Origin of the sequence: Psychroserpens sp. AS72, assembly GCF_038900375.1 — a bacterium.
GTDB lineage: Bacteria > Bacteroidota > Bacteroidia > Flavobacteriales > Flavobacteriaceae > Psychroserpens.
Map to the genome: position 1 here is coordinate 40576 of NZ_JBBMRC010000001.1, position 23857 is coordinate 64432.

Annotated in this window: 18 protein-coding genes; 10 read left to right on the top strand and 8 right to left on the bottom strand. The window is 32.2% G+C overall.

What is annotated here, in order from left to right:
• Nucleotides 1–114: 114 nt before the first annotated feature.
• From WNY78_RS00160 to WNY78_RS00175, 4 genes are all read left to right on the top strand, one after another.
• Nucleotides 115–783 carry an SCO family protein gene (locus tag WNY78_RS00160; RefSeq protein WP_342871150.1) on the top strand — a complete coding sequence of 223 codons (669 nt, stop codon included), beginning with the start codon at nt 115–117 and terminating at the stop codon, nt 781–783.
• Nucleotides 784–854: 71 nt separating this feature from the next.
• Nucleotides 855–1088, top strand: a complete 234-nt coding sequence (locus tag WNY78_RS00165; RefSeq protein ID WP_342871151.1) for a FeoA family protein — start codon at nt 855–857, stop codon at nt 1086–1088.
• A complete protein-coding gene (gene feoB, locus WNY78_RS00170) occupies nt 1081–3180 on the top strand; it encodes a ferrous iron transport protein B (RefSeq protein ID WP_342871152.1) in 2100 nt (699 codons plus the stop codon). The genes WNY78_RS00165 and feoB overlap by 8 nt, the downstream gene beginning before the upstream one ends.
• A gap of 30 nt (nt 3181–3210) precedes the next feature.
• On the top strand, nt 3211–3354 hold the full coding sequence (locus WNY78_RS00175) for a FeoB-associated Cys-rich membrane protein (protein ID WP_342871153.1): 144 nt from the start codon (nt 3211–3213) through the stop codon (nt 3352–3354).
• Here WNY78_RS00175 and WNY78_RS00180 read toward each other — a convergent pair.
• Nucleotides 3348–3788: a hypothetical protein gene (locus tag WNY78_RS00180; protein WP_342871154.1), complete on the bottom strand. Its 441-nt coding sequence runs from the start codon at nt 3786–3788 to the stop codon at nt 3348–3350. The genes WNY78_RS00175 and WNY78_RS00180 overlap by 7 nt on opposite strands.
• 151 nt (nt 3789–3939) lie before the next feature.
• On the opposite strand from WNY78_RS00180, the gene WNY78_RS00185 reads away from it, so the two are divergent.
• The 6 genes from WNY78_RS00185 to WNY78_RS00210 all read left to right on the top strand — a co-directional run bounded on the left by WNY78_RS00185 (nt 3940) and on the right by WNY78_RS00210 (nt 9673).
• Nucleotides 3940–4596, top strand: a complete 657-nt coding sequence (locus WNY78_RS00185; RefSeq protein WP_342871155.1) for a metal-dependent transcriptional regulator — start codon at nt 3940–3942, stop codon at nt 4594–4596.
• A complete protein-coding gene (locus tag WNY78_RS00190) occupies nt 4586–5386 on the top strand; it encodes a transporter (RefSeq protein ID WP_342871156.1) in 801 nt (266 codons plus the stop codon). The genes WNY78_RS00185 and WNY78_RS00190 overlap by 11 nt, the downstream gene beginning before the upstream one ends.
• A 5-nt stretch (nt 5387–5391) precedes the next feature.
• Nucleotides 5392–6303: a zinc ABC transporter substrate-binding protein gene (locus tag WNY78_RS00195; RefSeq protein ID WP_342871157.1), complete on the top strand. Its 912-nt coding sequence runs from the start codon at nt 5392–5394 to the stop codon at nt 6301–6303.
• A 99-nt stretch (nt 6304–6402) separates the two neighbouring features.
• On the top strand, nt 6403–7140 hold the full coding sequence (locus tag WNY78_RS00200) for a metal ABC transporter ATP-binding protein (protein ID WP_342871158.1): 738 nt from the start codon (nt 6403–6405) through the stop codon (nt 7138–7140).
• A 252-nt stretch (nt 7141–7392) separates the two neighbouring features.
• Complete coding sequence (locus WNY78_RS00205; RefSeq protein ID WP_342871159.1) at nt 7393–8520, top strand: metal ABC transporter permease; 1128 nt, start codon at nt 7393–7395, stop codon at nt 8518–8520.
• The gene (locus WNY78_RS00210) at nt 8513–9673 is read left to right on the top strand and encodes a metal ABC transporter permease (protein WP_342871160.1); all 1161 of its coding nucleotides are present in this window, start codon (nt 8513–8515) and stop codon (nt 9671–9673) included. Before WNY78_RS00205 ends, WNY78_RS00210 begins: the two co-directional genes overlap by 8 nt.
• A gap of 9 nt (nt 9674–9682) precedes the next feature.
• On the opposite strand, the gene WNY78_RS00215 is transcribed toward WNY78_RS00210, so the two are convergent.
• The 7 genes from WNY78_RS00215 to WNY78_RS00245 form a co-directional block, all read right to left on the bottom strand.
• Nucleotides 9683–10852 (bottom strand): hypothetical protein, encoded by a 1170-nt coding sequence (locus WNY78_RS00215; RefSeq protein ID WP_342871161.1) that lies wholly within the window; start codon nt 10850–10852, stop codon nt 9683–9685.
• Nucleotides 10853–11085: 233 nt separating this feature from the next.
• A complete protein-coding gene (bglX, locus tag WNY78_RS00220) occupies nt 11086–13452 on the bottom strand; it encodes a beta-glucosidase BglX (protein ID WP_342871162.1) in 2367 nt (788 codons plus the stop codon).
• A 9-nt stretch (nt 13453–13461) separates the two neighbouring features.
• The gene (locus WNY78_RS00225; protein WP_342871163.1) at nt 13462–14346 is read right to left on the bottom strand and encodes an endonuclease/exonuclease/phosphatase family protein; all 885 of its coding nucleotides are present in this window, start codon (nt 14344–14346) and stop codon (nt 13462–13464) included.
• A gap of 2 nt (nt 14347–14348) precedes the next feature.
• Complete coding sequence (locus WNY78_RS00230; protein ID WP_342871164.1) at nt 14349–15914, bottom strand: family 16 glycosylhydrolase; 1566 nt, start codon at nt 15912–15914, stop codon at nt 14349–14351.
• Between the two features lie 151 nt (nt 15915–16065).
• Nucleotides 16066–17658 carry a RagB/SusD family nutrient uptake outer membrane protein gene (locus WNY78_RS00235; RefSeq protein WP_342871165.1) on the bottom strand — a complete coding sequence of 531 codons (1593 nt, stop codon included), beginning with the start codon at nt 17656–17658 and terminating at the stop codon, nt 16066–16068.
• A gap of 18 nt (nt 17659–17676) precedes the next feature.
• On the bottom strand, nt 17677–20712 hold the full coding sequence (locus WNY78_RS00240) for a TonB-dependent receptor (RefSeq protein ID WP_342871166.1): 3036 nt from the start codon (nt 20710–20712) through the stop codon (nt 17677–17679).
• A gap of 298 nt (nt 20713–21010) precedes the next feature.
• On the bottom strand, nt 21011–23782 hold the full coding sequence (locus WNY78_RS00245) for a triple tyrosine motif-containing protein (protein WP_342871167.1): 2772 nt from the start codon (nt 23780–23782) through the stop codon (nt 21011–21013).
• Nucleotides 23783–23857 lie beyond the last annotated feature (75 nt).

The window sequence follows — 23857 nt, forward strand, 5'->3', positions numbered from 1 at the left end:
TTTTCTTTTTATTCAAATATAGCATGATAAAAGTAGGTAATTTGTTGGTATAGTGTCGTATTTTTGCATTCCAAACTTACAATTCACTTTATATAAAGTCCTAAATATCAGTTTATGTTGAGATATCTAAAACAGCTAAAATTGTTTTTTATCGTACTTGCGATAGTTTCTACGGTGATTATTTATTTTATTTACTCTGCCTTAGCTATAGAAAAACCATTGCCAATTTATCAACCTAATAGAGTAGATGCGTCATTGGTGGATAGCACTATTCAGCATAAAAAAAAGTATCATAAAATTTCAGATTTCAAGCTGGTAAATCAAAATGGAGAAACGATTACTCAAGACAATTATAAAGATAAAATTTATGTAGCAGATTTCTTTTTTACAACTTGTCAAACAATTTGTCCCATAATGACAGATCAAATGGTTCGTGTTCAAAATGAAATATTATATGATGATGAAGTAATGTTGCTGTCTCACTCTGTTACTCCAGAAATTGATTCGGTAGCACAATTAAAACGCTATGCTATTGAAAAAGGTGTCATCGATAAAAAATGGAACCTCGTCACAGGAGACCGAAAACAAATTTACGACTTAGCAAGAAAATCATATTTAGTGGTTAAAGATGATAATTCTGAAGACTATGGAATGATACATACCGAGAATTTCGCGCTTATAGATAAAGACAAGCAAATTAGAGGTTTATATAATGGAATAAGCTCAACTTCTGTAGACTCTTTGATTCAAGATATCAAGAGACTTAAAAAGGAATATCAATAAAAAACGACTACAATTTTTTTACACTAATTTTTTCCTTTACTTTTGCTTACTTAAAATCAATCTAAATAAGCTTGCAACTCACATTAGCAGATATCAAACGAGGTCAACAAGGTACAATTATCGATGTTTCATCAATTCATATACCTCTTAAACTCTTAGAAATGGGATGTTTACCTGGCAATTCTGTTGAGCTTGTACAAGTAGCTCCTTTTGCAGATCCAATGTATCTTAATATAAATGGGACACATTTAGCCATACGAAAAGAAACCGCAATTCATATTCTAATCGAGATTTCTAATGCCTAAACAAATTAACGTTGCACTTATAGGAAATCCAAATACTGGAAAAACCTCAGTATTTAACTCACTTACAGGCTTAAATCAAAAAGTTGGTAATTATCCAGGAATTACGGTTGAGAAAAAAGAAGGTATTTGTAAACTTCCAAGAGGTGTAAAAGCACATATCATTGATTTACCAGGAACGTATAGTTTAAATGCCTCTTCTCTTGATGAGAATGTAGTGATTGAGTTGCTTCTCAATAAGAACGATAAGGATTTTCCTGATGTTGCAGTTGTTGTAAGTGATGTAGAAAATTTAAAACGTAACCTACTTTTATATACTCAAATTAAAGACTTAGAGATTCCTACAATTTTGGTTATCAATATGTCTGATAGGATGGTTTATAAAGGCATCCAATTAGATATTGCATATTTAGAAAAAGAACTGCAAACTAAAATTGCACTTATAAGTACTAGAAAAAAAAGAGGTATAGATAATCTCAAAGAGTTAATTGCTAATTATAAAGAACTTTCAACTGTTCCTTGTTTAAATGCTTCGGAAATTGATAACGAGTATTTTGATAAACTGAGACAAGCATTTCCAAATCAGTTATTATATAAGCTGTGGTTGGTTATTACGCAAGATGTTAACTTCGGAAATGTAAATAGAAACGAAGTTGATGCCATTAATAGTTTTAAAACAAAAGGTAAAGCAGATCTTAAGCGTTTACAGCAAAAAGAGACTATAAAACGCTATCAATTTATTAATAATACACTTAAAAAAGGGCAGACTATTGATCTCAAATCTGCTAAAGATCTTAGAATAAAATTAGATAGAATATTGACTCACAAGGTTTGGGGTTATTTAATTTTTGGAGTTATTTTACTTACTATTTTTCAAGCCATTTATGATTGGTCAAGTGTTCCTATGGATTTTATTGATAGCGCATTTGCTTCGTTAAGTGAATGGACTAAAAATGTCATACCAGAAGGTGCTTTTACCAGTTTAATTGCCGAAGGTATTATTCCTGGGTTGGGTGGAATTGTAATATTTATTCCGCAGATTGCATTTTTATTCCTATTCATTGCAGTCTTAGAAGAAAGCGGTTATATGAGTCGCGTTGTCTTTTTAATGGATCGCATTATGAGACGTTTTGGTTTAAGCGGAAAAAGTGTAGTACCATTAATATCAGGTACAGCATGTGCTATTCCAGCAATTATGGCTACTAGAAATATAGAAAGTTGGAAAGAACGATTAATCACCATATTAGTAACACCTTTCACAACCTGTTCTGCACGATTACCAGTGTATTTGATAATCATTTCATTAGTTATACCAGAAGGTCGTTTCTTTGGTTTGAGTTATCAAGCTCTAACCTTGATGTTACTCTATCTCATTGGGTTTGGAGCAGCAATAATATCGGCTTGGATTTTAAATAAAGTTTTAAAAATTAAGAGTAAAACGTTCTTTGTGGTAGAAATGCCAAATTATAAGTTGCCATTATTTAAAAACGTTGCCTTAACGGTTTTAGAAAAGACTAAATCTTTTGTATTTGGAGCAGGAAAAATCATTTTAGCCATATCAATTGTGCTTTGGTTTCTTGCATCTTATGGACCTGGAGACGACTTTAATAATGCTGAAGAAATTGTAACAACGCAATATGCTTCGGAAAATTTATCTTCGGAAGAATTGCAACAAAAAATTTCATCACATCAACTAGAACATTCTTTTATTGGTATTGCAGGACATGCTATTGAACCAGCTATTAGACCATTAGGTTATGATTGGAAAATAGGAATCGCTATTGTAAGTTCATTTGCAGCACGAGAAGTTTTTGTAGGTACACTAGCGACAATTTATAGTGTTGGAAGTGATGAAGAAGAAACGATTAAAAACCGTATGGCAGGAGAAGTCAATCCAATTTTAGGAGGTCCTTTGTTTAATTTTGCTAGCGGAATCTCACTTCTCCTTTTTTATGCCTTTGCCATGCAATGTATGAGTACATTAGCAATTGTAAAACGAGAAACGAACTCCTGGAAATGGCCAATGTATCAACTGGTTATAATGTCAGCTTTTGCTTATGTTGTAGCTTTAATTGCTTATCAATTATTAAAGTAAAGTATTAGATAAAATCGCGACCAAGTAATTATGAACACAATTATTCAAAACATATTAGTTTTTATAGCAGTTGCTCTAGCAATATGGTTTTTGTTGCATAAGTTTGGAGCGCTTCCTAAGAAGAAAACAGCTGGATCTAAAGCTTGTGGCGAAAGTGATTGTGGCTGTCATTGACGGTAATTTCGCATTACAAAAAAATCTGCATTGTAAGTCTCGTCTGTAATTTTTTCATCAGCTTTTGGATGTGGATGCAGAGCACTTAAGTATAATTCATACGTCTTTTTTTTATAAAACATATTGTTTTTAAAAATATACCCTTCTGGATCTATAATAATAACTTTATTTTCAAGAAAGATTCCATCTTCAAAAATTGAGATTAAAACTTTTGCTTCTCCAGCTCTCACACATTGTACACCTTTAGGACATCTAGAATCTACAATTACCTTCTCAAAGGTAATTATCAAATTTTCAAAAGACACTGCGTCATGTAGTTTAATATTAGTATTTATAGAAATAGAATCTTTATTAAAGCCTAAAGGTTTAATTAATTTTTGGGCATGACAACATCCAAAAAAGAGAACTATTACCATGAATATTTTGAACGACATGACTTTAAAATTAAAGGATTGTTGTTAGCGTGTGTTTAACTAAATTATAATAATTATTTAGATTTTGTCTTTATATGTTGATGAATTATAAATTTTAGTTACATTTGTAAAATATTTAAGTATACTTAAAAATTAATTAAAGCACTAATAAATGTCTGTAGCGATTGAGAACTTTGTAAAAGCAATTTACAATAACGATAATCATGATATTAAAAACACCAAGCCTGGTAATATAGCCAAGAAACTTGGTATTTCTAATGCGGCAGCTACAGATATGGCTAAAAAACTTGCAGCCAAAGATTTATTAAATTACGAAAAATACCAGGAACTCCAACTCACAGAAAAAGGTACCAAAATGGCACTTAATGTTGTGAGAAAGCATCGTCTTTGGGAAGCGTTTTTGTTTAAGATGTTTGATATGTCGTTGCATGATATTCATCGTGAAGCCGAATTGTTAGAACATCAAACATCAGATTTATTAGCCGATAAGATAAGCTCTTATTTAGGTCATCCTAAGTTTGATCCTCATGGAGATCCTATCCCAAATGCAGATGGAAAAATAACCACAGAAGATACATCTATCTCACTTTCCGAAGCAAAAGAAGGTAAAACATATATCATTTCTAGATTGATGAGTGATGATAAGGAGTTTTTTGATTTCTGTGCTCAAAATGAGATTAAATATAGAAACACATTAACGGTTTCAAAGCAATTTATTAGTAATAAAATGACCCAAATTTCTATTGGATCTAATACGCTTGTTTTGAATGAAGATTTTACTAAAATTATTTATGTTGATGAAAATTAGATTTACATACATTGGCTTATTATTAAGTACTGGAGCAATTTTTGCTCAAGATGATATAAAACCAAGCAAATCACCAACACCTTTAGTGACTGATAGACCAGATGCTACAGAAGCGTCGTCAACAGTAGGGAAAGGCGTTTTTCAAATAGAATCTGGTGGTTTATATGAGTCTTTTGAAGAAAACTCAATACAGTTAGAAAACTACACATACAATACAACACTTTTACGCTACGGTCTTCTCGATAATGTAGAGCTACGTTTAGGATGGGATTTTGTTGAGGGAACAACAAAAGTTAATGGGAATAAATTAAATAATGTAACGAGTGGACTGTCTCCACTATTACTAGGTGTAAAAATTGACATTGCTGAAGAAAAAAATGGAATACCTGAAATAGCCTTGATTGGTCAAGTTTACCCTTTATTTACAGCCTCACAAGATTATCGACCAGAAACAACTGCTGTAGATTTTAGGTTTTCTTTTTCTTATACATTGAGTGAAAAATCGAGTTTAGGTTATAATATAGGAGCGCAATGGGGAAATGACTCATCAGAAGCTGCAGCTATTTATTCAGTAGCATATGGTTATAGTTTAACAGATGAATTTGGTGTATATGCAGAAATTTATGGTGATTTTCCAGAAGATAGTTCGGCTAACCATTATTGGGATGCAGGAGTCACTTATTTAGTCTCTAACAACTTACAATTAGACGCTTACGTAGGTACAAGTATTACAAAAGGACAAGACTTATTATTAGGTCTAGGAGCAAGCTTTAGAATACTTGCAAAATAAATATTATGAAAAAAAACATACTTGTATTTTTAGTTTTAGTGGCAATTTTCAGCTGTAAAAATGACACAAAATCTAACGGAAAATTAAATGTCGTCACAACAACATCAATGATTACCGATTTAGTTAAAAACATTGGTGGAGACTACATAAACGTTCAAGGTTTAATGGGTAGTGGAGTAGATCCTCACTTGTACAAAGCAAGTGAAGGCGATGTGACAAAATTAGTAGAAGCAAACGTGATTTTTTATAATGGTTTACATCTTGAAGGTAAACTCGTAGAGGTTTTCGAAAAAATGGGAACTGCAACAAAAACGCCAATTGCTTTAGGTGAAGAATTAGATAAAAACACATTGATTGGATCAGATTATTTTGCGTCTAATTACGATCCGCATGTGTGGTTTGATATTGAGTATTTCAAACAATTTGCTAAAAAAATAACGCAAGTACTTTCAGAAAAAAATCCTGAAAATGCAGATAATTTTAAAGCAAATGAAACTAAGTACTTAGCAGATTTAGACGCACTACAAACAAAAATAATAGCCACTATTAAGACACTTCCGAAGGAAAAAAGAATATTGGTGACAGCGCATGATGCATTTAATTACTTCGGAAAAGCATACGACTTTGAAGTTGTTGGCTTACAAGGATTATCTACTGCTACAGAAGCTGGAGTGCAAGATGTACAGAAATTGTCTACATTCATAATAGAAAAACAAATTAAGGCAATTTTTGTTGAGAGTTCAGTTCCTAAGCGAACTATAGAGGCATTACAAGCTGCCGTAAAATCTAAAGGACATGACGTTGAAATAGGAGGCACTTTATATTCTGATTCTTTAGGGAACTCAGGAACAATTGAAGGCACTTATATTGGAATGTTTGAGTATAATGTGAATACGATTGTGAATGCTTTAAAATAAATGCTTTGTGTCATTCAGAGCGAGGCGAAGAATCTAAAAACTATTAGTAAAAGATTCTTTAGTCGTGCCTCCTTTTGAATGACAGCAATTATAAAAAAAATGAAACAAAAAATAGCAGTACAAGTAGACGATTTAACCGTTGCATACAATTACAAACCTGTACTTTGGGATATCGATTTAGAAATCCCAGAAGGCGTTTTGATGGCTATTGTTGGACCAAATGGTGCGGGAAAATCTACGCTTATTAAATCCATATTAGGAATTCTAAAACCCATAGCTGGAAGTGTTTCTATCTACGGTAAATCATACGAAAAGCAACGTTCTCTCGTCGCTTATGTACCACAAAAAGGAAGTGTAGATTGGGATTTTCCAACAACAGCTCTCGATGTGGTTACAATGGGAACTTACGGTAGTTTAGGTTGGATTAAACGTCCTCGTCAAAAACAAAAGAAAGCTGCTTTAGAAGCGCTTGAAAAAGTCGGTATGTTAGCTTTTAAAAGTAGACAAATAAGTCAGTTGTCAGGTGGTCAACAGCAACGTATATTTCTAGCACGTGCTTTAGTACAAGATGCTTCGATCTATTTTATGGACGAACCATTTCAAGGTGTTGATGCTACTACAGAAATCGCGATTATTAATATTTTAAAAGAATTACGAAAAGCAGGAAAAACAGTAATAGTGGTACATCACGATTTACAAACGGTTCCAGAATATTTTGATTGGGTAACATTTTTGAACGTTAAAAAAATAGCCACAGGTCCAGTTAAAGATATTTTTAATGATGATAATTTGACGAAGACTTATGGTATTAATTATAAAGTGAGTATACAAGAGTAGCCCATTCCTGGGAAGGTAGAAATTTCATAGGTGATAACACACTGTACATTGGATTAGTGCAGTTTTAAAATAAGTTTAAATATTTTTAATAAAATAGCAATTTAAAATTCCTTCCCTTTTTTCAAGGGAAGGTGGATTTAAACTCAGAGAAGAGTTTAAGACGGAAGGGTCAAAAAGAATAGAAGAAGTCAAAAAGTATAATAATTAAAAATAATTGCGAAAAAAGGAAGAGATTCCTGCCTTCGCAGAAATATGGACTTAACAGAATACATACATCTTGTCTTCACAGACTATACCTTAAGAACCATCACACTAGGAACTGCAATTCTTGGTGCAGTCACTGGTATGTTAGGTAGTTTTGCAGTACTAAGAAAGCAAAGTCTTTTAGGTGATGCCATTTCACACGCAGCATTGCCAGGAATAGCTATTTCATTTTTAATTACAGGTGCAAAAGATAGTAATACATTATTGTTGGGAGCATTGGTTAGTGGATTGATTGGTACATTCTGGATTCGAGGAATCATTACCAAAACGCATCTCAAATCTGATACTGCTCTTGGTTTGATTTTATCTTTATTTTTTGGCTTCGGAATGCTCTTGCTCACATTCATACAAAAGCAACCTAATGCTAATCAAGCTGGATTGGATAAATATTTATTTGGTCAAGCAGCAACTCTTGTAGAAAGCGATGTTTGGATGATGGCTATTGTCACAGGATTATGTCTCTTCGTATTATTGTTGTTTTGGAAGGAATTTAAAATATTACTCTTTGATAAAGACTATGCTAAAACACTTGGGTTTAATACAAAAGCCATAGACATATTGATTACTAGTTTTATTGTTTTAGCCATTGTATTAGGACTTCAAACTGTAGGAGTTGTTTTAATGAGTGCGATGCTTTTGGCGCCTGCAGCTGCAGCTCGACAATGGACAAACAGTCTCGCAACCATGGTGTTTTTAGCTGCTATTTTTGGAGCGTTTTCTGGAGTTGTTGGAACCGCAATTAGCGCAAGTCAGAATAATTTATCTACTGGTCCAGTCATAGTATTGGTAGCAGCAGTTTTTGTATTGATCTCTTTTATATTTTCTCCAAGTAGAGGATTATTATTTAAGCAAATAAGATTTATAAAAAACCGACGCGATTTAGAACTCCATAAAACGTTAGCGTTTATGTATCATATTGCAGAGTCACATGCTGATATTTCGCATCCACACGAAATTAAAATCCTCAATAGTTTTCAAGGCTACACAAAAGGCACACTTAAAAAATTAGTTGAGAAAAATTACGTGACCTTAAAAGGCACAACTTGGAGTTTAACTAACGAAGGTTTTGAATCTGCTTTGAATTTATATAACCAATTAACAAAAAACGATGAGTAACGCACAAATAGAAATACAACTTATTGCGAGTTTAGTAGCTATTGCATGTGCTATTCCAGGAACGTTTTTGGTACTTCGGAAAATGGCTATGATAAGCGATGCTATCAGTCATTCTATATTACCAGGAATTGTCGTTGGTTTTTTTATCACTCAAGATTTGAATTCACCATTATTAATTCTATTAGCAGCATTAACTGGAGTGATTACTGTTGTTTTGGTAGAGTATATTCAGAAAACAGGATTAGTAAAAGAAGATACAGCAATTGGTTTAGTATTTCCTGTCCTATTTAGTATTGGTGTATTAATGATTGCAAAAAAAGCCAATGATGTACATCTTGATATTGATGCAGTATTAGTTGGAGAATTAGCTCTAGCACCATTTGACCGTTTACTAATTTCTGGAGTTGATGTTGGACCTAAAGCACTTTGGGTGATTGGTATTATTTTAATCATCACCATTGTATTGTTACTAGCATTTTTTAAAGAACTAAAATTAAGTACGTTTGATAAAGGTTTGGCAGCTTCATTAGGATTCTCTCCAGTAATTATTCACTATGGGTTAATGACAGTCTCTTCTGTAACGACAGTAGGTGCTTTTGATGCTGTTGGAGCAATTTTAGTAGTCGCATTGATGATTGCTCCAGCTGCAACTGCGTATTTATTGACAACAGATTTAAAGAAAATGCTATTACTCTCTATTGTATTTGGAGTATTTAGTGCTATTTCTGGATATTGGTTAGCACATGGTCTTGATGCTTCAATTGCAGGATCCATATCAACTATGCTTGGGCTATTGTTTTTATTAGTTTATTTATTTGCACCAAGTAAAGGTGTCATTGCTGTGATGTACAGAGAAAAACAACAACGTACAGAAGTGTCGTTGCTTACTTTTTTACTCCATTTAAAAAACCATGATGAAGAACGAGAACGTCATGTGAATCATTTAAATGAACATATTAATTGGCAGAAAGTGCGTTCTAAAACAGTTTTGGATTTAGCTTTGAAAAATAATATGATTGAGATTAACAAAAACATTGTGTCTTTAACTCCAAAAGGGGATATGTTTACCACTCAAGCTATTGATTATATCATCACAAATGAAGATGCTCAAATTGAAGACATGAAGGATGACTTCTTTTTATTTAGAGGGTAGCCATAATATTCAGTCTATATAAGAAATTACAATACCTGTTACATACATTTGATTTTGCCAATTGGTTGAACGTACTTTCATTATATAAGTGTATGTAGAATTATCTATATTAGTAAAACCTAACGGAGAAACTGTATAAACTCTATGTGCAGAGCTGCTTCCTGAAGAAGCACCATCAACAACTAAAACGAAAGTATTGTTATTCACTGGTCTTCTTTCCATTTGGAAAGTCATATTTGAGGCTGCTGAATTATCGACATAGTGTACCCATACACCAGTAAGGGTTGCTCCATGAGGAATGTTTAGGTTCGTTTGAAAAAGCTTATCTCCAGACTGTCCTGATAGGCCATTCCCAGTAATAACAGTCGATGCTACTTCTACTCCACTTGGCGTTTTTGCATGAAAAGCTACTGGATTAATAGATATGAATTTTGTTTGGGTGTCTGTGACTAGATTCCCTTGTGCGTCAGCAATAACGTTACGTGTACCTGAACCAGCGAGATCAGACGATCGAATCGTTCCAGTGACATCAAGTTCTTCAACGGGATTGCTATTGTTTATGCCTAAACGACCGTCTTTATGAAGAGAAAATATTATATTAGTATTTAGAAAATCACTTTCAGATATCAAAAAATCCAACCATGTATTAGAATTTTCTATTTTCCAATCTGTACTTGATCCAGTTCTTAAAAACTCCAAAGAAGTGAGGTCTCCATCATTCGAATTAATTCGTAATTTCTGTTCACCAACTCCAGCTACTTCTAGAGTTCTTGATGGAATGTTTGCAATTAATGTAGCCACTTGGGAGAATGGCACAGCATTAAATGAGCTTGTTCCCATATCAATATAACCTGAACCATCGTTAATGTCTAATTCAACTTTTAAAGCATACAAATCACCATTATTCCAACTAATATTCTCAAAGAAACCAATTGATGGGTTACCTTCTCCAATCTCTAAAATGATAAGTCCATTCTCGTCTGTTTCTACAGATAAAAACTGTTCTTGATAAACTGTTGTAAATTCAGATTCATTAATAATACCGAATCTAACTGCTATGGTTTCGTTATTTAAAACATTACCGTTACTATCTTTTATAATAGCTTTATAGTTTATGGAGTTTTGAGCGGACGTTAATCCGAATATTAGAAATCCCGTAAAAAGTAAAAATGTTTTCATCACCATATATTTTAAGACTCTTTTAAGTGCCTGGTTTGTAGATGATAAAATTAATTGAAGTCTTTGTTTATACTTAAAACTATTGTAACAAAGTATGTACTATATGTAACATTACTATGCTTTTTACGAGTATTTTGTGTTTTTACAAAAAAGATCTTGATTATTTGTTGATTGAAAACATAAAGAAAATGAATTTATAATTAAGCATTAAAATTTCCGAAAAGAAAATTTAGCTACTCAACAACACTAAAACTGGTCATCATTTGTGCTTCAGAACTTCCGCCAATCCAAACATTAAATGTACCAGGTTCTACTTCCCATATCTTGTTTACAGTGTAGAATTGTAAAGTTTCAGAATCTATAGAAAAGGTAACAGTCTTGGTTTCTCCTGCACTAAGCTTTATTTTTTGAAAACCTTTTAATTCTTTTACTGGTCGTGTTAAACTGCCAACGACATCTCTAATATAAAGTTGAACGACTTCTTCACCATCATGTTCTCCAGTATTAGTCACATTCACTGAAACTGTTAAGCTTCCATTTGCTTTTATTTCAGTTTGAGAACTGTTTAAATCGCTATATTCAAATGTAGTATAGCTTAATCCAAAACCAAAAGGATACAACGCGGTTTTTGGTGCATCTCGATATCCAGAAAAGGTGACATGCTTCACGTTATAGGGTCTTCCAGTGTTTTTCTGATTGTAATACAAAGGCTCCTGACCAACATTATGAGGAAAAGAAACAGGTAATTTACCAGACGGATTGTAATCACCAAAAAGAACATCTGCAATTGCATATCCAGATTGCGAACCCAAATGCCAACATTCTAAAATTGAAGGTACCATCTGTGAAGGACGACTTAAATCCATTGGTCGACCATTCATTAAAACTATCACAATATTAGGATTTACTGCTTTAACAGCTTCTAATAATTCCATTTGTAATCCTTTAAAGCCAATATCTGTTTGGCTTCGTCCTTCTCCTGTTTGGTACGCATCTTCTCCAATAGCCAACAAAACAACATCTGCTTTTTTAGCTGCTTCAACAGCTTTTTTAATGCCAGAACGATTAGTTGTATTGAATTTTAAAGGATATAAAAATTGATTTTGTCCAGGTTCTACTGTTGGAATTGTAAGTTCAATTCCTTTTTCAAAATAGATCTTTGTGTTTTTATCTACGGAAGCTTTTACGCCTTCTAACAAGGATATTGCCGAATTATATTCAGCTTTAGCTCTCCAATTACCTAATGGCGAATTTTTATCGTCAGCCAAAGGACCAATTACAGCAATACTGCCTATACTTTTTGATAGCGGAAGGATGTTGTTTTCATTTTTGAGAAGTACTATAGATTTTTTTGCCACATCACGAGCAATAGCTAGATTTTCTTCGGAATAGACTTCGGTACGTTCTCGCTCTTCATTACAATATTTATAAGGATCATCAAATAACCCTAATTCAAATTTAAGTCGCAAAACACGTTTTACCGCATCGTCAATTTGGGTAATTGATACCTTTTTTTCATCTAGTAGAGTTTCTAAAAAAGCTTCGTAAGCATAAGATTCCATATCCATATCACTACCAGCATTTAGAGCAATCTCGGCAGCATTTTTTTTGTCTACAGCATAACCATGAGCTTCTAATTCACCAATACTTCCCCAATCTGAAACTATAAAACCATTCCAGTTCCATTTACCCTTTAATAGATTTCTTTGTAACTCTTTATGACCTGTCGCAGGAATCCCATCAATGTCATTAAAAGAATTCATAAATGTTGCTACTCCAGCTTTTGCAGCAGCTTTAAAAGGTGGTAAAATGACGTTATGTAATTCATTTTCTCCAATATTTACGGTGTTGTAATCACGTCCTGCTTCTCCAAAACCATAGCCAGCAAAATGTTTTGCACATGCTGCTATTGTTGAGTTGTCATACAGATTCTTACCTTGAAAGCCTTTTATTCTAGCAACGCCAATTTCAGAATTTAAAAAAGTATCTTCTCCTGCACCTTCCATAACTCTTCCCCAACGTGCATCTCTAGAGACATCAATCATTGGTGCAAAGGTCCAGTTTAAACCTGATGCAGCAGATTCTTTTGCAGCAACTGCAGCAGATTGTTCTATGATTTTTAAATCCCAACTTGCACTTTCTCCTAATGGAATTGGGAAGATGGTTTTATAACCATGAATAACATCGTATGCAAAAATCAAAGGGATTTTTAATCTAGAATTCTCCATTACGATGCGTTGCGTTTCTCTAATGGAAGTCACAGATGTTATATTGAGCATGGAACCAACCTCACCCTTTTTTAGTTTTTCTAATTTGTATTGGTCTCCCTTTGATGAAGATGGACCTGTCATATTCCATTTACCACTATATTGAACGAGTTGTCCAATTTTCTCATTGATTCTCATAAGTGCTAAAACAGAATCTACTTTTTGGTTTAAAATATTGTTATTAAAATGAATAGAATTAGTAGATGTTCTTGGAAGAATTTGTCTAAGAGTAGTATTGTCTTGTGCTTTTAATTTGTTAGCACCTAATATGACTATAATTCCTACGAAAAAAATAATAACAAATTTGTAAAAAAAAGATGGGGATAATCTCATGAAAAAATATTAAAATTCTAATTCAACAATAACCGAAAAATGGTCTGAAGGAAATTTGAAATCAATTGCACTTGACAAAACTCCATATTTATTGACTTTAAAATTTGATGATTTTGAAAGTAATATATAGTCAATACGTCTTGTCGCTATTTCATCATATTTGAATCCATTAAAAGTACCAATAGAACCAAATTTTACATTGGCTAAATCTCTTGAATCGTTCATTGTTACTTTGGTTGAAGAAATAACATCACTATTAGGCTCTACGTTAAAATCACCCATTACTATCACAGGTAGATTTTCTGTATTTATAGATTTGATTGTTTCAAGAATGAGTTTCATCCCTTCTTTTTGAGCTTCAACACCTACATGGTCTAAATGTGAATTAAATACCCATGTTTTTTGATTGTTTTCTAAAAATGTAAATAAACCATAAGTGCATATTCTTGGGTAGGCAGCGTCCCAACCTTTAGATATTTTATTTGGTGTTTGCGACAACCAAAATGTATTTTCTTGTTCTACTTTTATTTTTTTGGAGTTATAATAAATAGCAGAAAATTCCCCTTCATTCTCACCATCACGTCCATGACCAATATATTTATAGTTTGTTAATGATGTATTTAAATCTTCAATTTGATTAGGTCTAGCTTCTTGTATACCCATAATATCTGGTTCTAAAAATAAAACCTGAGAGCAAAAAAAGTCTTTTCTGTTAGGCCACGCATTTTCACCATCTGAAGCGGTATCTAAACGCATGTTGTAGGTCATTACCTTGAGGTGTTTTGGAGTAATAATTAGCAAGTTATCTTGTTCTGCTTCGGAATCAGATTTCACTTTATCATCACAACTTAAATTTAGAATTAGTAATCCTAAAAGTACTATGTTCCATCTCATACCTAGTTCTCTTTTTGGTAGACTCTCACGTAATCTATCATCATTTTATTTGGAAAGGATTGATCGTCAATTCCTTCTTTTCCACCAAGCATTCCACCTACTGCAACATTGATTTTAAGATAAAAATCTTGGTCAAAAGGCCACTCTTGAGTTGTTTTGTGTTCGTTTATAATGTGGTTGTAAACTTTTCCGTCTAAAATAAAATCCATGTATTCTGGTGTCCATACGAGTGTATAGGTATGAAACGTATCATAAGGTTTATCAACGTAAATTTTCTTTCCTTTTTGCGTGCCTCTCATGTGGTTATAAGATTTTGTGTGGATAGTGCCGAAGATTGAATCTGGCTCAAAACCAACATGCTCCATGATATCTATTTCACCACTTTCTGGCCAGCCAACTTGACTATGGTTAGCACCTAACATCCAAAATGCAGGCCATAAGCCTACACCTTTTGGTAATTTTGCTCTAATATCGATACGACCATAAGTCCATTCTGCTAAGTTTTTAGTTGTAAGACTTGCTGCAGTATATTTTGAAAACTCTTGATTTTTTCTCCAGTCTTTAACGTTTTTATTTTCAAATGCAGCGTTTTTAATTTGTTCTTTATGGGTTTCTAGAATAAGAAATCCGTCTTCCACTCTAGAATTTTTTAAACTATCTGTGTAGTATTGTTTTTCGATATTACGAATTAGTCCAATTTCATGACTCCATTTTAAAGCATTTGGTTTTCCTTGTTCATTGAACTCATCATTCCAAACTAAAGTATAGCCTTCATGTATTGGACTTACCTTCTCTCTTTCAAAAACTAATTCTGGTTCATTGGTTGTGATGTAATCAAAGTCGTTAGCAATTAACCAATCAATATCTTCAGTTTTATCTGCAGTCCAAGCGTTTAATTTTAGATCTAATTTTTTTGCTTCCTCAATCCAATGCGGTTTTTTCTTTAATTTATATATTAAATAATCTAAACCAGTAATACTATCATTTTTTAAACCTTGAGGATCTTTTGACCCATCCAGATATAATGTTTTTGCCTTAGGATTGACTTTAACGATATGTTTTAAAATTTCGTAACTAAAACTAATATAATAGGAGATGTAAGAATCTGCTTTTAGTTCTTTTACTAAATCTAGGATTTTGTTAGTGATTTCTATGTTACGACCTTCTGTTTTAGAAGGTTTAATTTCGAGAACCAGACTTGTAGTGGTATTATTGGTCATTCCAGCAATGATAAAATCTCTTAATTTTGGAAGAATTTCTCCATTAGAAAGTTTAGTTTTTGCTAACTCGTCGTATGTAGAATTTTCAATTATTAAATCTGCATAATCTGCATCATGAGTTACGATAAGCACATTATCTGAAGTCATACGAACATCAAACTCAGAGCCAGTACAATTTAATTCTATGGCATGTTTAAGAGCTGCAATGGAATTTTCGGGTAAATTTTTAGCTTTCCATGCACCACGATGAGCTATAACTTTATTATCTGCAAAACTAATATTTTCAACCTTAGAAGACTCACAGGACATTAATATAAGAGAGACTAAAACAAAAAATATGTAACGCATAGTTTAGGCTTTTAAAGCGAAAATAGAGTTTCGCAGATAATTATAGCTACTTTTAATTAGGGATCGGGATTTTAGCTATTGAAAAAGTTATAGAAAAACTCACCATTATAAACAAAATATAAACTTATAATGATGAGTCAAGTTTTAAATTTTAGTATCCATCATTTTGAGGATAATCTATACCTAATAAATCTAGATCTCTTTGAGCAATTGGCCAGTTAATAAAATGTGGCATCCAATTAACTCTTGGATCTTTAGAGCCTCCAAAATTTGCAGGAAAAAATTCACCGTCTCCAGCATAGTTAGTCATTTGAAAATCAATTACAGATTGTCCCATACGTTTTAAAGTAAACCAACGCTGTCCTTCAAAAGCTAATTCTCTAGCACGTTCATCTAATATAGCTTGTTGATCTACACTCATTAAAGGTGTAGCATTAGCTCGTGTTCTAACTGCGTTAATATAAGGTAATGGATCACCTGAAGAATTCATTATTGCTTCTGCAGCAATTAAATAGGTTTCGGCTAATCTATACACTAAAATATTACCGGTTATAAGGTAAGAATCTGCATTACCATCTTCTTGAGCAAATTTTATACAAGATGGATGCATTCTTTTATAATAATTTTGATAATCACTTGAAGGAAATGGTGCATAATTATCTACCACTTCTCCAAAATTAGAGCCTGACGTATAATACCAATTTAATCTAAAATAGGTGTCATCATCTCTTGTATCGTTTGGATCTTCAGCAATTAAATCCATTAAATATCTATTTGGTAATATTCGTGAAAAGCCTCTTCCGCCTTGCTCATTATTTGATTCAATACCACTTATTTGAAAATATTGGGTTACATAATTTGCATTCATCATGTTTAAACCTCCACCTCCAGATAGTTCATTATTTCTTTGGATTACAAATAAAGATTCAGAGTTATTTCTATCTCCAGCAAAGACATCAGCAGTTGAGCCAACTAAACTATGAGGACTTTCTGGTCCTTCAATAATATCTAATGCTTGGTTTTTGGCTTCTGTCCAATCACCTTGCCACATTGCAACTTTAGCTTTTACATGTTTTGCAGTACCTTTTGTAACACGACCAAAAGTATCTATCCAATCTAAATTTGCTATTGCATAAGTTAAATCGTCATTTAATAATGTGAATATTTCATCTTCGGAAGATTTATCGTTAATCACCTCAAATGCGCTTTCTAAAGATTCCGTAGTAACATAAATATTATTGAACATTCTGTATAGGTAAAAATAAGAATGTGCTCTAAAGAATTTTGCTTCTGCAATGATTTGACTTCTAGATTCCTCATCTATATTTTCAAGAATTTCTGCAGCATTAATGATTTCTGTTGCTTTGGTTGCAATACTATAATAATGGTCCCAAAATAGAGAAGATGTAAAATTAGCTCCTTGATCTATTGGAGAAACACCTCTCTCATATCTTCCCATTAAACCTGTATAACCAGTTCTACTGAAAGCTAAGTCACTTCTAGAAGACATTAATACAGCTCCCATGTAATCCTCTGTACTAGTTTCGTATCGTTCTCTTTCTAAGCTATATAAACCTACTACACCAGATTTTAAACCAGTTTCTGAAGAATAAATATAATTAGCGTCTATTTCTGTCGTTGGCTGTTCTTCTAAAAAGTCTTCACAAGAAGATAATGTGAATAGAGAGATAAGCACTAAAAAGAAACTGTATGTTGTCTCTTTATAAAAAAGTATTGTTTTCATAATTTTTCTTTTTATCAATTAAAATTTTAAACGTATTCCAAAAGTGAAACTTCTTGCGTCTGGATAACCAGTGTCTGCACTATCAAAAGTGCTTCTAATGTTAACTTCAGGACTATATCCAATATAATCTGTGTTTGTAAATAAATTACTTCCTGTTACATAAAATCTAACTTGATCTAAACCAATTTGTTCTAGTGTTTTATTTGGTAAAGAATATCCTAAACTAACCGTTCTTAATCTTACATAAGAAGCGTCTTTAACCGCTAGAGAATTCAAATAAAGCGGTGTAGAATCATAGTTAGGTCTTGGAAATGTTGTCGATGGATTTTCTGGTGTGTAATAATCTACTTTTACACCATTTAGCTTACCAGATAGTGTACCACCATTATTAAAGTCTGATAAAAATGGGTTGACTTTAGTTGCGCCTTCTACAACATAGAAATCTACAAATAAATCAAATCCTTTATAAGCAAAATTGGTGGAGAATGAACCAAACCAATCTGGATTTTGATCTGTAAATACACGATCATCTTGAGTGATTATCCCATCACCATTAACATCGGCAATTCTAATGTCACCAGGTCTTAAATTATCTTGTGAAATTGTAGACTCTGGATTTGCTTGAGGTGCATTAGCGAAATCATCGCCTTCTTGCCAAATACCATCAAATTGATATTGTCTTATCACACCTATTGATTGACCAACATAATACCCAAAACCATCATCTTCTGTAATAGCATTACCTTCTCCGTCATTATAAAGCTCTAAAATCTTGTTTTCATTGTTAGACCAGTTTGTGGATACTGACCATTTAAAATTGTCATTGTTTATAATATTAGCTGTTAAACTAACTTCTATACCTGTATTTTGTAATTCTCCAGCATTAAAATATGTAAAATCATAACCTGTAATTGAAGGTACTTGACGTTTCAATAATAAATCTGTTGTTCTAGCATCATAGTAATTGATGTTACCAGTTAGAATATTGTTAAAAACTGCAAAATCTAAACCTAAATTAAAAGTTGTAACTGTTTCAAATGTTAGATTTTTATTTGGTAAAACATTTAGAGGCACATAACCAGATTCAGATTGTTCATCAAAAATATAATTTTGTCCATCTGCTCTAAAAAAACTTGTAAGTGATCTATTTAAACCATTAACTAAAGAACCATAACTAGCTCTTAATTTTAGTTCTCTTATAGATTCAACATCTGATAAAAAGCTCTCGTTATGTAATTTCCAAGCAAATGAACCACCAAAATTTGAACTCCATTTACTGCCTTCAGCATTTACAGAACTAGCATCACTTCTAGCTGTTGCAGTAAATAAATAGCGATCCATTAAAGTGTAACGTCCTCTAGCCATTAAACCTACTCGGTTTATAGTTGCGTTTTGCCTTCCGATAGTTATTTCTCCTGTTGCATCTGCAATACCATTATAGCCTGGTACATCGTTTACAAAACCTTCACCTGTAGAAATTGTTCTTGAAGATTCGTCTTCTTGAATTGACTGAACTAGTGTGATATCAAATTTATTATTCTCGTTAATTTCTTTATTATAACTTAATATGTTTTCTACCAAATAAGATTCTTGTAATCGGCTATCTATAATAGCTCTACCACTAACATCATCTGCAGCACCACTAAGTGTTGATTGGTATTGTCCTCTTTCTGAGGTTCTTCTAGTGAAGTTGGTTTTTAATTGGTATTGTAAATTTTCTAAAATTTGCCAAGTCGGTGTAATGTTTATAACAAAATCGTTTCCTTTTTCTTCATTATTTTGTTCTCTAAGGTTCCAGATTGGGTTTACAGCAGACGATTCTTCTCCACTTGGAAATCTTGTAAGATTACCATCTTCATCATACGCTCTACCTAAAGGAGAGAATGTGATAACGTTAACATTGGCAGCTCTTTCTGTATCGTCATTTAATAAATTCAAATCAAAATTAACTGAGAATTTATCATTAATTTTTTGATCTACATTTAAACGAAAAGTCTTTCTTATGTAGTTAGATGTAGGGATTAAACCTTCTTCTTCGAAATAATTGAGACTACCAAATACCTTGGTATTTTCTGTACCACCACTTATGCTAAATGCTTGGCTGTTTACTCGACCATTTTTAACTAATTCGTCTTCCCAATCTACAAACTCGTTATTTGCGATAGATTCTAATTCTAATTCAGAAAAGATATCTTCATCAAGAGAATATGAATCATCTGCATTGTTTGATCTGTGTGCTTCTCTTTTTAACTGAGCAAATTCTGCACCACTGTAAACATCAAAATTTCTTTCGATTGATTTGGTAGTTAAATACCCATGATAACTCACTTCTATTTTTTTGTTTTTACCTCTCTTAGTTGTAATTAAAACAACACCATTTGCACCACGAGAACCATAAATTGCTTGTGCTGAAGCATCTTTTAAGAATTCTACAGATTGAATGTCATCTTGATCAATATCTTCAATGCCACCATCTCTAATAATTCCATCAACTACGTAAATTGCACTAGTACCACCTTCAATAGATCCTTGACCTCTAAAAGTAATTTCTGATGTTCCTCCAGGTCTTAATGTTCCTCCACCAACGTTTACTTGTAAACCTGCAATTCTACCTCTAAGCATTTCATTTACGTCAGATGTAGGAGATAATACAGCTTCTTCTATATCTACTGTTGCAACTGCATTTACTAAATCACTTTTTCTTTGTGTACCGTAACCAACAACAATAACTTCGTCTAAAGCATTTCCTTCTTTAAGACTAATAGTCATTTCACTGGTGCTTACTTTAAATTCTTGTGTTTCATAACCTAAGTATGACACTACAATTATTGAAGATTCATTAGTTACATTTAATGAAAACTTACCATCAAAATCTGTTGAGACACCATTAGATGTGCCTTTTTCTATTATAGATGCTCCTGGTAATGGCATGTTATCTGCTGCCGAAAGCACCTTTCCTTTTACTGTAGTTTGAGCCATTAATGAAAATGAACTACATAGTAAAAAGAGACATAAGAATGTTTCAATTCTAAATCTTTGAAATTTTAATTTCATAAATATTGGATTAGTTAATAAAGTATCAAAATTATTATTTGACTTAAAACTTTACTATAGTTGAGAATTAAGCTTTCGTAAATTTAGTAGCAAATTATTGTTAAATTGATAATTTTCACCACGATAAAAAACGAACATCACAATATTTTATTAAAAGCGACTCTACTTAATGGCTATGATACTTTGTATACACTAGCAAAGTTTACCAATGTTAAATTTAGGCTCTGTGCTTGGTTTTAATGAATAAAACATCACTTGTCGTGGTAAAGTCTAGGTGAAAAACAGACTCGTAGTGGTCTTAAAATTTTAAGATATAATTAACTAAGCTGTCATCATGATTTAAATTCAATCGTTTTCGAAGTCGATACCTTTTTGTTTCAACACTTTTAGTCGAAATATTAAGTAGTGGAGCAATCTCTTTTGAAGATAAATTGAGTCTTAAGTAGGCGCAAAATCGTAAATCGTTGGGTGTTAAGTCTGGATGTTCAACTTTAATTTTATCTAAAAAGTCTTTATCTGCATTATTAAAGGCTTGTTTGAAGAATTTCCAATCTTTAGTATTATTTAAGTTGTTATCAATTAATTTTATTGCATCTCCAATATCTTTTATTGTGTCACTTTTCTTTAGCTCTTTCTTTATTTTGCTTAAGAGTTCATTCTTTTTAATAATACTCATAGTAGAAATTACGAGTTCACGATTTTTACTTTCTATATCTTGATTTAATTTTTCATTTTTGATTTGAATGACTGTTTTTTCATTGTTAATTTGTTCATGCTTTAAAATTCTATCATAATAAAATTTATAGGCTTTATGAATTAAAAACCCAATACCAATTAGGGACAATAAATAAATTGCTAGTGCAATGTTAGAAATATACCAAGGTCTGTTAATCTTAAATTTATACTGACTAATATTTTGCGATAATTGATTGCCAACTTTGGCTCTAACCTCAAAGAGATAATCTCCAAAAGCTAGATTTTCAAATTGAATAGAAGTTTTATTGGACCAATCACTCCATTTTTCCATGTGACCATCTAAACGATATTGATACTTAACATCTAAATATTTATCATATTGAGGTACTGAATAATTAAACGTTAAGATCTCTTTTTTGTGTTCAAAAACACCATCGTCATTGATAGATACATGTTCTGAAAGTCCTTCTAAATTTTTAATCGAAACATCTTTAATGTAGATTATAAATTCTTTTTGAGATTCTGCTTTTGATAAATCTAAAGTGAGATAACCAATAGAGGTTCCTAAAACATAGGTCTCGTTTTCAATATGCTGAATATTCTCAAAACCCAAAACACCAGAGCGCAAATGAGAGGGAATAGGAATATTAGTAATCTCTGGATTATTAGTAAGGTCATCATTTTTAATATAACTGATGTTGTTTTTAGAAAACAACCAGAGTTTACCTGTATTGTCAATTTCCATTTTACCAGATGTATATTCTGAAGGGACTAATAAATTACTAATCAAAGTGTCCTTACTAAATGTAGATTTTTCATTTTCATACTTATAAATCCCTTCATTGGCAGCATATAAAATTGAATTACGATAAGATATTAAGCTAGAACTTTTACTAGTTGGCACTTCTGGGTGTAACTTTATGTTATTAACTTCTTTAAATAACTCATCAATTTGCATACTGTATAAACCTTTATACTCATGATTTACAAATATTTCGTTATTACTATTGATTTCAAAAAATCGTGCAGAATTATTAAATCCTTCAACTTTATGCTTCAAACCCCAAAGGCCTTCAACTTTTTCAATAATGTGCAGTCCGTTGTAATTTCCTTGTAATAATAGATTATCATGATTAGGAATTTTTTTAAAATTCCAAGCACCTAGAATTGGGCTTATATTTTTTGCCGTATTATTTTTAATTAAAAATGTGCCAAGATGATGACCACAGATTAGGTTTTCATCATTATCGTTATAAAGCGTCCAGACTTGACCAGCTGTACCTTCAATAAAAGCAAATTCTTGATTTTTTAATGCTAATGATTTATAAAATAGACCTTGATTGGTGCCAACATACAAATGGTTATCAAAAATAATGGTAGAATAAACGGTTCCTAAAACACCTTCGTAATCAATAAAAGTTCTAATTGGTGATGTAACATTGATACAATTAATACCATTATCTAATCCAGCCCAAACATTATGATCTTTATCTTCAAAAAGCGACAATACAGTATTGTTACCCAAACCTTTTTTCTGGTTTATTATATATTCAATCTCACCACTTGTATTAATTTTTAGAATTCCGTTTGAAATAGTCCCTAAAACAAAACTTCCATCATCAAGCTGAATACTATTAAACACACTATACTCTTTAAGTTTAGTAAAACTAGAAACGTCCCATTGTTTTAGTGCGTTATGTTCCAAAAAGAAAAACCCAGATTTTCTTGTGACGATTAGTAATTGATTTTCATGTTCAAAAATATTGATCACACGATCTTCTGTAACAACAGGATTATTATTTATTAACTTAGGTTGTCCGTCAATAATTCTATACAGACCTTCATTTGCGACATGATAATATAAATGTTCATTAACAAGAAAGACTTTGTAAATGATATTTTCCGAAGAAATAATTTTAAACGTGTCGTTTGTTTTATTATAAAAGTAAAGTGCATGACTCGATTGAAATAAAATCCACTCATGATACGTGATGATATTCCAAATTTGATCATCTTTTAAGCTTGCATTTTTTAACTTCGGAATTAAAGAGGTGTATTCTAATTGACCTAAATGATTTCTTACCCAATACCCAAATTCTTCATAACAACCAGTAAAAATCTTATCATCAATAACATTTACTGCTCTCATAACAGAATTGTTTGGGGACACGTAATTGTTCCAAACCGATCCATTAAATTCTAGCAAGCCTTTATTGTTAGCAACATAGATGAAATCATCACTATCCTGAGAAATCATCCAATTTTGGTTGTCTCCACTATAGTCTATTGCAGTAAATGTTTCAATAGGAGGTAACTCTTGTGCTTGAAGTGACAAGATTAAAAATAAAAAGACATTGGAGAGTATACGTTTCATCTGTATTGTAAAGATACTTTTAGATATTGAACAAACAAAACGCCAATTCATATAGAATTGGCATATATTATTTTA

Coding starts and splice junctions, on each gene's coding strand:
- WNY78_RS00200 (WP_342871158.1), top strand. CDS start 6,403: ATGAAACAAAAAATAGCAGTACAAGTAGACGATTTAACCGTTGCATAC.
- WNY78_RS00210 (WP_342871160.1), top strand. CDS start 8,513: ATGAGTAACGCACAAATAGAAATACAACTTATTGCGAGTTTAGTAGCT.
- WNY78_RS00235 (WP_342871165.1), bottom strand. CDS start 17,658: ATGAAAACAATACTTTTTTATAAAGAGACAACATACAGTTTCTTTTTA.
- WNY78_RS00245 (WP_342871167.1), bottom strand. CDS start 23,782: ATGAAACGTATACTCTCCAATGTCTTTTTATTTTTAATCTTGTCACTT.
- WNY78_RS00185 (WP_342871155.1), top strand. CDS start 3,940: ATGTCTGTAGCGATTGAGAACTTTGTAAAAGCAATTTACAATAACGAT.
- WNY78_RS00180 (WP_342871154.1), bottom strand. CDS start 3,788: ATGTCGTTCAAAATATTCATGGTAATAGTTCTCTTTTTTGGATGTTGT.
- WNY78_RS00190 (WP_342871156.1), top strand. CDS start 4,586: ATGAAAATTAGATTTACATACATTGGCTTATTATTAAGTACTGGAGCA.
- feoB (WP_342871152.1), top strand. CDS start 1,081: ATGCCTAAACAAATTAACGTTGCACTTATAGGAAATCCAAATACTGGA.
- WNY78_RS00240 (WP_342871166.1), bottom strand. CDS start 20,712: ATGAAATTAAAATTTCAAAGATTTAGAATTGAAACATTCTTATGTCTC.
- WNY78_RS00175 (WP_342871153.1), top strand. CDS start 3,211: ATGAACACAATTATTCAAAACATATTAGTTTTTATAGCAGTTGCTCTA.
- WNY78_RS00195 (WP_342871157.1), top strand. CDS start 5,392: ATGAAAAAAAACATACTTGTATTTTTAGTTTTAGTGGCAATTTTCAGC.
- WNY78_RS00230 (WP_342871164.1), bottom strand. CDS start 15,914: ATGCGTTACATATTTTTTGTTTTAGTCTCTCTTATATTAATGTCCTGT.
- WNY78_RS00215 (WP_342871161.1), bottom strand. CDS start 10,852: ATGAAAACATTTTTACTTTTTACGGGATTTCTAATATTCGGATTAACG.
- bglX (WP_342871162.1), bottom strand. CDS start 13,452: ATGAGATTATCCCCATCTTTTTTTTACAAATTTGTTATTATTTTTTTC.
- WNY78_RS00205 (WP_342871159.1), top strand. CDS start 7,393: ATGGACTTAACAGAATACATACATCTTGTCTTCACAGACTATACCTTA.
- WNY78_RS00160 (WP_342871150.1), top strand. CDS start 115: ATGTTGAGATATCTAAAACAGCTAAAATTGTTTTTTATCGTACTTGCG.
- WNY78_RS00225 (WP_342871163.1), bottom strand. CDS start 14,346: ATGAGATGGAACATAGTACTTTTAGGATTACTAATTCTAAATTTAAGT.